Genomic DNA, 11,841 nt, shown 5'->3' with positions numbered 1-11,841 from the left:
CTCAGTCATGGATGGTCTCTCTCAAGACCTTGTCTTCATGAACTTTCAAGGTTGTTTCACTGTTCAATTATCAATGTACTGCTTTGTCTTTTTTATCAGACGCAACTCTGATAGAATATCATGTTTCAATCACTTTGTCAATACCTTTTTTATATTTTTTTGTGATTATTATTTGTATCATTTTCTATTGCTTATTGCTTATTGCTTTCTTAATGATACGGAGAAGGAGGGATTTGAACCCTCGCACCGCGCGAACGGTCTACACCCTTAGCAGGGGCGCCTCTTCAGCCACTTGAGTACTTCTCCACATGCCTATCTCTATCTTTTATGCTATTTTCTACATCACTGTTTTCCTGTGACGCACGTATTATTATATTCGAGATTATTTCATTTGTCAATTACTTTTTTACTTTTTTTTGCCACTTTTTTATCAGCTTATGAAAAAGCCCTCCAAAACAGTGTAATTCCGCATTACATCAGTCTGGAAGGCTTTATAAATCAATTTATTAGATGTCTTTTCTTTCTTATGATTCCTAAGATTAGGACAGATGATGCCATAAGGCACACCCAAAATGGGATATTTGTAGTATCACCCGTTTTTGCCGCTTTCTGCAAATCTACCTGCTGGGTCTGCGTTTGCGTCTGAGTTTGTGTTTGAGTCTGCGTTTGCGTCTGGCTTTCTGTCTCTGTATCTTCATCGTCTTCATATGCTGTCGCCTGAATTGGCGGTTCATTCAGTTTGATATCATATCCTGAATTGCCTTTCAATTCCGTAGTTCCGCTTTTTAAGCTGGTAACCTCCAGCTTTAAATTAAAGATATCTCCTGTTTTAGCCGGATTTTTTAATGCAAATCCAAGATCCAGAACTACGCCTTTCATCGTCTGTGGAGTACTATTCCCTGCTTTCAGAGTCATTGTTACTTTTCCGTTACTGTCTGACGCACTATATTGGAATCCTTCTTTTGTATCCTCATCATACAGGATATCTCCCGCATCTGAATAATCCGAATCATAGCTCATCTTTGTACTGTCATAAGTCAGACTGAAAACTGCCTCCGAAATCTTAATATCATCCGGGCAGGTCATCTCATATGTCACATAAAGATCTTCATCATCTTCTTCTAATCCTTCAGGAGCATCCAGTGTAAGAGATATTTCTTTTTTTGCTGTCGTACTGCTTCCGCTACCTGTACCAGACAAATTTTCTGAACTCTTTGATTCACTTGAACTTTCTGACTGAATCGTTGTCTGACGGTTTGTACTGGGAGTTGTTGTTTCTGATTCTTTATTAATATACGGATTATCTATTTTATTCAGACCCGTGCCCGGCGTTGTACCCTGCTGTGCCGACATCAGAGAATTTGCGAAAAGTCCTCCCGGCAGCACGCCATTGATGCCCAGGGATGTGTTTAATTTTTCTACTTCTTTTTTCAGAAACTCATCTATCTTCTTTTGATAATCTGCATATTCTTTTTCTAACTCAAGGTTCTTCATGGCTTCTGAAAAACTTTCTTCTGACTTTTCATTCATGGAAATGACTGCTTTTACATTTTCCTGTCCTCTAAATGCCAGCTCATCTTCCAGAATAATTCCATTCATCACTATAACTGCATTCTCAGCAAAGGCAGCCAGTTTTTCCGCCTGCTTTTTAGCCTCTTCTGCCAATACAGTATTCTGTTCCGTTTCCTGTTCTGTCTGCATTTCTGATTCCTGCGTTTCTGTATTCATCTCTGTCTCTTCCGGAAGTATAATCTCTCCGGCGCCTTCCAGGACAGTTTCCAAATCAAGGCTTTCTGTTTCTGCCTCTGTTTCTTTATCCTGCACCCAGTAATTCTTCGGCTGAAAGAGAATAACTGCTGTTTCCTCTATTTTTTCTTCTGAAAGATTCTCCAGTTCCTGCAGTGTAATTTCTTCTATTTCCTGCTGCTCGTCTAAAGCGTAAAAATGTATTTCCACATCGCTTTCTTTTATATCTTTTGTTTCACTGTCTATTTCTGTTTCTATGCTTGTCTCTGTATTTATTTCTGTCCCGGTCTCTGTTTCTGTAATCTGCTCTGTCTCGCTTTCTGTTTCCTTCTGTGTTTCTGTCTGGCTTTCTGTCTCTTCTGAATCTTCTGAATCATGTGTTGTTGCTTCTGTTACACTTTCCTCATCATCAAATATCACGATTTCCCCTGCAAATGCAGTGGACTGAAAGGACAATGCGAAAGCCAGCCCTGCAACAGCGAACTTCTTCCATCCCCATTTTTTCATACTGCTCATCTCCTCTGCTGATAAAGCTCATCGTTTACTGGTTTCTATCTTCAGCTATTCTGCAAGATACACCTCTGAATATTGTACGCCGAAGTTTAATGCGTCCTGATGGCTGTTTTTATAAATATCTACATGTCCGTAAGGAGTTCCTCTGTCCTCTACTGTATAAACATTCCCTCCTATCACCAGTTTCGTTCCAAAAGGCACGCCTCCCATGGCAATTGTCCTTCCCTCTGCCGGCATAGCGCCGCTGGCTGTAGGACCTCCTGACCATACGCCGCAGCATACGGGACAAGCACAATAAGAAGTCAGCTTAAAGTTTCCAAGGTATTTTCCATATGTATATCCTGAGGTCGTATATTGTGTATAGACATCTGCTTTTCCTTCTGCTTTCAGACTTTCCAAAATCTCTGTGTCCTCGTCAGATATGATTCTTACAGCCCATACTGCATTGTTGTAGTTTACTGTACTGTGAACAATTCCTGTAGCGCTGCTCTGCGCTTCTATGGTTCTTCCATCGCCAAGGCTCATAACCACATGGTATATCTCACCATTCCTCATATAGAAAATCAAATCTCCAGGCGCTGCATCCTGCACTGGAATCTTTATCCCCGCATAAGCCTGATCCTGTGCTACTCTTGGCAGGCTGTATCCAAATTCTGAATAGATACTCTGTACAAATCCAGAGCAGTCCGCGCCGTTTGTCAGGCTTGTACCTCCCCACACATAAGGGTTTCCAATAAACTGCTCCGCAAAATCTATCATGGCAGAGCGGATAAGCCCGGAAACAGAAGCTTCTTTCACAGAAGTCAGTGTATAATAACACGCCTTATTTTTTTCAGGGGAAATCTTCTCCTCTGCCTGTTCCAGATTTTCTTCTCCTTCTTCAAAAACATGTCTCTTCGCTTCCCTCCCCCTCATGAGAAGCTCTGCTTTTATAAATCCACGCACATCGCCGGACTCTACATACACCCATTCTTCGCTGGAATCTGCCAGAATATAACAGATACCGCCTTCCTTAAGAGTTCCGACTGCAGACGGCTGTTCTGTTTCATCCTCTAAAACTGCATCTGTCTCTTCTGATTCTTCTGTCTCACCCTGAACTTCGGTATCCGGCTCTTCCTCCTCTGTTTCTTCCGGAACGCTCTCAAGAATCTCCAAATCTTCTAATGCAACGGCATATTTTTTCTTAATAACTGTCTCATAAGCAGTTACTTTTTTGTAAGTAAGAGCTTCATTATCTACAGCGTCAATCAACTCTTCCGCTACTTCCAGTTTTTCTTCACCTTTGCTTTTTACATATCTCTCTGCTGATTTTCCTGTCAACAGTCCATCTGACTTCACAAATCCCCGAACTTTGCCGGATTCTGCGTAAATCCATCCGTCCTCTTCTTCCGACAGTATGTAAATTAAGCCCTTTCTTCCGATACTTCCTACTACGATGGATTCCTCATCTTTTTCCTCATAAAAAGAAATATCTTTCTTTTTCGAAAGTGCATAGTTCTTCTCTATCTTCATAAAACGGAATGTGCTTTCGGCTTTCGGCGGAGTTACCGGCTGCTGAATCGAAAGAATCTGTTCTTCTGTGTCTTGATTGTCATCATCTTCAAGAATCACTTCTGCTCCGCTTTCCGATTCTGTTTCAAGCTGCTCCACAGACTCACCGTGCTCTGCAGCTTCTTCTGGAATTTCCACGACTTCTACAGCCTGTTCCGATTCAGGTGCTGCCAAGACGTTCCCCGACATCAGAAATGACACTGCCAACGCTGTAGGAAACAACATTCTTAACATCTTGTATTTCATTAATTACCTACTCCTCCTGCTTTGCTCCCGTTTGGCCAGATACAAATATAAAAAATCTTCTGTTTGATTTTCTATATTTGTGCGCAGCCAAACTATGGCTCTATTTTACCAAAATATTAAATTTGTGTACAGGGAAATTTCTTAAGTTTCACTGAATTTTCGCAATTATTTAAAGAAACCTTTTTACAATATAGGAATTTGCTTCCATTTCCTCCTTATCTTCCAGAGGGGCTAATATAATTTTTTCCTTATATTTCCTTTCAAGCGCCCGCTCTATCAAATAATCGCACACCTGGGGATTCTTAGGCAGAAGCGGCCCATGAAGATATGTGCCGATTACATTTTTATAGATAACTCCTTCATAACCAGATTCCCCATCGTTTCCTGAACCATAGAGAACTTTTCCAAATGCTTTATTATTTCCGATTTTCGTCCTGCCCCCATGATTCTCAAACCCAACGACAGGCATATCAAAAAGCTCGCTTTTCAGCACAATATTGTCAATCAGACGTCCCGGTTTCTGCTCTGTATATATATCCACAAGATGAAGCCCTTCCATTTTTCCCTGGTCTGTTTGGTAATAATGTCCCAAAAGCTGATAACCACCGCACACGGCGATTACCACACCATCACTCTCTACATAAGCTTCAAAATCTTCTCTAATTTCCTGCAGTCTCTGGCATACAATCATCTGTTCCCTGTCAGACCCTCCTCCTAAGAGAACAATATCAAGCTTTGAAAAATTAACTTTATCTTCAAGTCCATACTCTATCGTTTCCGCATCAATTCCCCGCCATTCACAGCGCTTCATTATACACTGGATATTCCCCCTATCGCCATAAAGATTCAGGAGATCAGGATAAAGATGCCCAACTACTATTTTCCTGTTCATCTCATTTCCCCCTCTATCTTCTTTAAAATATTATGAGTATCATACAGAGCTGTATAATTTACCAGTACATACAGATTCCCTGCGCCATGGGCAATTCTGTCACGGATGGCTTCTTCCACATCCGGTTCAAGCCTGGAAGCAATGCCCACATATTTTAAGCGCAGCCTCATATCCTGGCAGCGGATTCCACTCACAGTAATCGAAATAGTATTTATATCTTTAAATCTTTCAAAATCCACATCCCATAGCCAGGAAATGTCTGTTCCATCCTGGCTGTTATCATTAATCAAAACAATAATATCCTTTTTCCGGTTATCTTCCATGACTGCAGAAATATTTTGGTTAAATCCCGCCGGGTTTTTTGCCAGGTTCAGTACTATTTCGGTATCCCCAATGCGAAATTCTTCCATACGTCCATTCTGGGGATTGTACTCAGCCAGCACTTTATTATAATTTTTAAGCGCCAGACCCGCTGTTTTTCCTGCGGCATAGGCCGCAAGTATATTGTAAATGTTATAAAATCCACGATAGTTCGCTGAAATTTGAAAGTTATCCACAGTAAAGCCAAGTTTTCCACCGCATAAAATGTTTTTTGCATTAAAATCAAGCCAGGGACGTTTAAAACCGCACTTTGGACATTCATAATCCCCAAGCTGACTGTAATGATAAAAATGATAAATGAGCCTTTCTCCGCATCGTTTACAAAATCTTCCTTCCCGAATTTCCCTCGCATTTTCTTCCCTGAAATACCTATCCCCAATTCCAAAGAATACATGGGCATTACCGCTATCCTTTGCCAGATACGCAGATAAAGCGTCGTCTCCGTTTACGATTACTTTCATATCCGGAGCCATCTGCATGGCTTTCTTTAAGAGGTTCATCGTAATATCAATTTCGCCATAGCGATCCAGCTGATCCCGGAACAGATTTGTTAAAACCATAAAATCCGGCTTAAAATAAGGGAATACGCGGACTGTCGATGCCTCGTCAATCTCAATGCAGGCATAATCTGCATCCAGCTTTCCATTCCATTTCGCAGACAGAACAAAAGCAGATACTACGCCGTTAAGCATATTGGAACCTGTGTGGTTGCACACCACTTTTTTCCCCTCTGCCCGGATTGCTGAGCAGAGGAGATTGTTTGTAGTAGTCTTTCCGTTTGTGCCGCAAGTAACAAAAATTCCTTCCCTTACCTGCGAAGCGAGCTCTGCCAGAATAGACGGATCCAGTTTCATCGCAATCTTCCCCGCCAGGGTTACCCCCTGTTTTCCTGCCGCCTGACATGCTGTTTTAATTATCTTTGCAGTATTTACTGCGAGTATCCGTCTTATCCCCATAATCTTTATACCATTTCTTCTTCTTTGTTTTCAGGAAGTTCTTCTTCTATCTGCCCTGAAGATTCCCTTACCTTCGCAATACTTGCTACAAATTCGCCTTCGCTTAAGTTCATCAGCCTTACTCCTGAAGTCACACGCCCCTGGATAGAAATATCTTTACACATCATCCGGATCAAAATTCCCCCGGTATTAATAATCATGATTTGATTGTCCAGGTTGACCGCTTTTACGCCTATGACATTTCCTGTCTTTTCCATGATTTTGTAGCATTTTACGCCTTTTCCTCCCCGGTTCTGAGGACTGAATTCCTCAATCCGGGTTAATTTTCCCATGCCTTTTTCCGACGCAATCAGAAGATATTCTCCCTGAACGTCAAGCTGCATACCTATCACTTCATCTCCGTCCGTCAGGTTCATACCGATAACTCCCATAGACACACGACCTGTACTTCTCACGTCTGTCTCGCGGAACCGGATGCATTGTCCATACTTCGTTACCAGGAATATATCTTTCTGATTATCCGTCGTCTTTACTTCGATCAGCTCATCATCGCTGCGAAGATTAATCGCCCCCAATCCCGTCTTCCTTACATTTGCATAATCCGTAATCGGCGTTTTCTTTACGATTCCCCGTTTTGTTGCCATGAAGAGATATTTTCCCTCACTGTATTCCTCAATTGGAATAATAGCCGTCACTTTTTCCTCCGGCATAAGCTGGAGAAGGTTAATCACCGCCGTTCCCCTGGCAGTCCGGCCCGCCTCGGGGATTTCATACGCTTTCAGCCGGTATACCTTACCTGTATTTGTAAAGAACATCATGTAATGATGGGTATTTGTCATCAGCAGTTCTTCAATATAGTCATTATCTACCGTCTGCATCCCTTTGATGCCGCGGCCGCCGCGGCTCTGGCTCTTGAAGTTGTCAATCGTCATACGCTTGATATACCCCAGCCTTGTCATGGCAATAATCACATTTTCTTTCGGGATTAAGTCTTCCATCGAAATATCAAAAGCGTCAAATCCTATAGAAGTCCTTCTTTCATCTCCGTACTTTTCAGCAATCAAGGTGATTTCCTCTTTTATGACGCCTAAAAGCAGCTTCTTATCTGCCAGGATAGCTTTCAACTCCTTGATTTTCTCCATCAGTTCTTTAAATTCATTTTCAAGTTTCTCACGCTCCAAACCTGTAAGGGCCCTGAGGCGCATATCTACAATCGCCTGGGACTGCACTTCACTCAGCCCAAATCTTTCCATCAAGCCTTCCTTGGCAATCTGCGTAGTCTTTGACGCACGGATAATGCGGATAACCTCATCAATATTATCAAGAGCAATTAGCAATCCCTGTAAGATATGTGCCCTTTCTTCCGCTTTGTTCAGCTCATACTGGGTCCTCCGGGTAACGACCTCTTCCTGATGCACGATATAATGATGCAGCATTTCGATAAGTCCCATGACACGCGGCTCATTATTTACCAGAGCCAGCATAATCACACCAAACGTATCCTGCAGCTGCGTATGTTTAAAAAGCTGATTCAATATCACATTCGCATTTACATCACGGCGCAGCTCAATATTGATACGCATTCCTTCACGGCTGGACTCATCCGTAATCGCTGTAATGCCATCAATCCGTTTATCTCTGACCAGTTCTGCCATTTTCTCTATAAGCCTTGCCTTATTTACCATGTAAGGAAGTTCTGAAACCAGGATACGGCTCTTTCCGTTTTCCATTGTTTCTATTTCTGTTACCGCACGCACCCGGATTTTCCCCCGTCCTGTGCGGTATGCCTGCTCGATGCCCCTGGTTCCGAGAATAGTAGCCCCAGTTGGAAAATCAGGTCCTTTTACAATAGGCAGTATTTCCTCCAGCGTCGTTTCTCTATCTTCTTCAATACGGTTGTCAATCATTTTAACTACCGCGCTTACTATTTCCCGCAGATTATGGGGCGGAATATTAGTAGCCATCCCCACTGCGATTCCCGTAGTTCCATTTACCAGAAGGTTCGGATATCTGGAAGGCAGTACCGTCGGCTCTTTTTCTGTCTCATCAAAGTTTGGGGTGAAATCTACGGTATTCTTATTAATATCTGCCAGCATTTCCATGGAAATCTTACTCAGGCGCGCCTCTGTATAACGCATCGCTGCAGCGCCGTCCCCGTCCACGGAACCGAAATTCCCGTGACCGTCTACCAGAGGATATCTGGTAGACCACTCCTGCGCCATATTTACCAATGCGCCATAGATAGAGCTGTCCCCATGCGGATGATACTTACCCATGGTATCACCGACGATACGTGCACATTTCCTATGGGGCTTATCAGGCCCATTGTTCAACTCTATCATAGAATACAGCACACGTCTCTGCACAGGTTTCAGTCCGTCTCTCACATCAGGAAGCGCCCTGGTAGCGATTACGCTCATGGCATAATCAATATAAGACTTCTCCATAGTTTCTTTCAGATCCACCTCATGTACTTTATCAAAAATATTGTCTTCCAACGGCTTCTCCTCCTAACCTAAATATCCAGATTCTGGACATACTTTGCATTTTCCTCTATAAATTCTCTTCTTGGCTCCACCTGGTCACCCATCAGCGTAGTAAAAGTCAAATCCAGTTCAGAGGAAGCTTCTTCATCCATCGTCACCTTGAGGAGAACTCTTCTCTCCGGATCCATTGTCGTTTCCCATAGCTGATCTGCATCCATTTCTCCAAGTCCTTTATAACGCTGTATTTTATTACTCTGGTCACGTCCTACTTCATCCAGGATAGCGCTTAGCTCATCGTCATCATAGGCATACCATACTTTTTTATTTTTTTCCAGTTTAAATAACGGCGGCTGTGCCAGATAAACATGCCCCTCTTTAATCAAATCCGGCATAAACCGATACAGGAATGTAAGGAGCAGCGTACTGATATGTGCGCCGTCCACGTCCGCATCCGTCATGATAATAATCTTATCATAACGCAATTTTGATATATCAAAATCTTCATGGATTCCTGTACCAAACGCAGTAATCATCGCCTTTATCTCTGCATTTGCATAGATTTTATCCAGCCTTGCTTTTTCTACATTCAATATTTTTCCCCTGAGAGGAAGAATCGCCTGGGTAGCGCGGCTCCTGGCTGTCTTTGCAGAACCGCCTGCGGAATCGCCCTCTACGATATAGATTTCGCAGTTTTTCGGGTCTTTATCTGAGCAGTCTGCCAGCTTTCCGGGAAGCGCCATACCGTCGAGAGCGGATTTTCTTCTCGTCAGATCCCGCGCCTTTCTCGCTGCATCCCTCGCTCTCTGTGCCATAATAGATTTCTCCAGTATTACTTTTGCCACCTGGGGATGCTGCTCCAGATAAATCATAAGCTGTTCAGATACAATGTTATCCACTGCGCCTCTTGCTTCACTGTTGCCCAGCTTCTGCTTTGTCTGCCCTTCAAACTGAGGCTCTTCAAGTTTTACGCTGACAATTGCAGTCAGGCCTTCACGGATATCCTCTCCGGAAAGACTTTCTGTTTCTTTTATCAGTTTATTTAGTTTTGCATAAGTATTAAAAGTTTTCGTAAGTGCATTTTTAAATCCTGTCAAATGCGTTCCGCCTTCCGGCGTTGTGATATTATTTACGAAACTATAGCATCCTTCATTATATCCATCATTGTGCTGCATTGCTACTTCTACATACACGTTATCTTTCATGCCTTCAGCGTAGACAACATCAGGATAAATGGGAGTTTTCCCTTTATTCAGGTAAGTAACAAACTCTTTAATTCCTCCCTCATAATGAAACGTCTTTTCTACCGGTTCTTTATTTCTGTCATCCCTAAGGACTATTTTAATATTTTTCGTCAGGAAAGCCATTTCCCTCAGACGGTGTTTTAAAGTATTAAAATCAAATACAGTCTCTTCAAAAATCTCCTTATCGGGCAGGAAACTAACAGTTGTTCCTGTTTTTTCCAAAGGGCATTCTCCTATAACTTTCAGTTTATAGGAGACATTTCCTCTCTCATATCTCTGCCTGTAAATCTTTCCTTCACTGTAAATCGTTACTTCCAGCCATTCAGAAAGAGCATTTACTACAGAGGCGCCTACTCCATGCAAACCGCCGGATACCTTATATCCGCCTCCGCCGAACTTTCCTCCCGCATGGAGAATTGTAAATACAACCTCCACTGCCGGAAGCCCTGATTTATGGTTGATACCCACCGGAATCCCGCGCCCATTATCAATCACAGTAATAGAATTATCAGAATTAATTATAACTTTTATCGTATTACAGTACCCTGCAAGCGCCTCATCCACGGAATTATCTACAATCTCGTACACCAGATGGTGAAGCCCTCTGATAGAGGTACTCCCAATATACATACCCGGTCTTTTCCTTACGGCTTCCAGCCCTTCCAGAATCTGTATCTGGTCCGCGCCATATTCTTGAATCTGCTCTTTATCCATATTTTCCCTTTCTGACATATTCTCTGCTATTTCAAATGTTCCTCAGCTTTGCCTTCCTCCACATAAAAAACCTTATTGATTTCAAACCTGTTCGCAATGAAATCATCCAGTCCTGTACAGGTAATCAAAGTCTGTATATCATAGATGCTGTCCAAAAGATAACTTTGCCTTCTGCTATCTAACTCAGATAACACATCATCCAAAAGCAAAACGGGAGTATCTTTAATTTCCCGCCTTACAAAATCTATTTCTGCCAGTTTCAGCGATAAGGCTACCGTCCTCTGCTGCCCCTGAGAACCAAACTTCCGTATGTCAATATTCCCTGCCATAAAACTCAAATCATCCCTATGTGGACCAGAAAAAGTCATTTTAAACTTTTTATCCCTTTCACGGTTTTTTTTCAGAATCTCTAAAAACTGCTCCGGCTCTACACTTTTTTCATAACGGATAGAAAGTTCTTCTTTATTTCCGGAAAGTTTTGCATGGACTCTTTTTGCTATACCGTCTAATACTTTTACAAAATTCTCCCTGTCACGGATAATTTTCTGCCCATAGGAAACCATCTGTTCATCCCAAAGTTCAAGCATTTCTTCATATTCCGGGTGGTAATATAAATCTTTCAACAGTTTGTTCCGCTGGTTGACGGCTTTATTATAGTTTGAGAGATTATAAAGATAAATCTTATTGAGCTGGCATAATTCAAGATCAATAAATCTCCTGCGTTCTCCCGGCCCGTTTTTTATAATGTTTAAATCCTCCGGCGAAAAAAATACAAAGTTCCCAATACCCAGAAGTTCGCCTGCCTTTCGGATTGGAACTCCATTTATAGCAATTCCTTTGGCTTTATTTTTTTTCAAATGCATATCTATCATATAAGAGCTTTCATTTTTGCTCAAATGCATTCTTATGTGAGATTCATCCCGGTGAAACTGTATAATATCTTTATCCCTGCTTCCTCTGTGGGATTTTGTAGTGCCGCACAAATATACTGCCTCCAGGATATTTGTTTTCCCCTGTGCATTATTTCCATAAAAAATATTTGTGCCGCTGTCAAACTTCAGTTTCAGGGAATTATAATTCCTGAAATTTTCAAGCTGAATCGATTCAATAATCAT

General features: G+C 42.1%; 7 protein-coding genes and 1 tRNA gene. All 8 read right to left on the bottom strand.

What is annotated here, in order from left to right; genetic code table 11:
• Positions 1-218: 218 nt before the first annotated feature.
• Positions 219-306: transfer RNA gene (locus NFR99_RS11260), tRNA-Ser, on the bottom strand.
• Positions 307-498: 192 nt separating this feature from the next.
• Complete coding sequence (locus NFR99_RS11255) at positions 499-2,253, bottom strand: hypothetical protein (RefSeq protein WP_251353643.1); 1,755 nt, start codon at positions 2,251-2,253, stop codon at positions 499-501.
• Positions 2,254-2,307: 54 nt separating this feature from the next.
• Positions 2,308-4,056 (bottom strand): NlpC/P60 family protein, encoded by a 1,749-nt coding sequence (locus tag NFR99_RS11250; RefSeq protein WP_251353642.1) that lies wholly within the window; start codon positions 4,054-4,056, stop codon positions 2,308-2,310.
• Positions 4,057-4,225: 169 nt separating this feature from the next.
• A complete protein-coding gene (locus tag NFR99_RS11245) occupies positions 4,226-4,948 on the bottom strand; it encodes a type 1 glutamine amidotransferase (protein WP_120486218.1) in 723 nt (240 codons plus the stop codon).
• Positions 4,945-6,285: a MurT ligase domain-containing protein gene (locus NFR99_RS11240; RefSeq protein WP_251353641.1), complete on the bottom strand. Its 1,341-nt coding sequence runs from the start codon at positions 6,283-6,285 to the stop codon at positions 4,945-4,947. The genes NFR99_RS11245 and NFR99_RS11240 overlap by 4 nt, the downstream gene beginning before the upstream one ends.
• 5 nt (positions 6,286-6,290) lie before the next feature.
• On the bottom strand, positions 6,291-8,783 hold the full coding sequence (gene gyrA / locus NFR99_RS11235; RefSeq protein ID WP_277613460.1) for a DNA gyrase subunit A: 2,493 nt from the start codon (positions 8,781-8,783) through the stop codon (positions 6,291-6,293).
• Between the two features lie 17 nt (positions 8,784-8,800).
• A complete protein-coding gene (gyrB, locus tag NFR99_RS11230) occupies positions 8,801-10,744 on the bottom strand; it encodes a DNA topoisomerase (ATP-hydrolyzing) subunit B (RefSeq protein ID WP_416388090.1) in 1,944 nt (647 codons plus the stop codon).
• 8 nt (positions 10,745-10,752) lie between these two features.
• The gene (gene recF, locus NFR99_RS11225) at positions 10,753-11,841 is read right to left on the bottom strand and encodes a DNA replication/repair protein RecF (RefSeq protein WP_135976631.1); all 1,089 of its coding nucleotides are present in this window, start codon (positions 11,839-11,841) and stop codon (positions 10,753-10,755) included.

It is taken from the genome of Hominisplanchenecus murintestinalis (assembly GCF_943193015.1).
In the GTDB taxonomy this organism is placed as follows: domain Bacteria; phylum Bacillota; class Clostridia; order Lachnospirales; family Lachnospiraceae; genus Hominisplanchenecus_A; species Hominisplanchenecus_A murintestinalis.
Note: the sequence above shows the minus strand (reverse complement) of the source record. Positions and strands in the feature narration are given on the sequence as shown.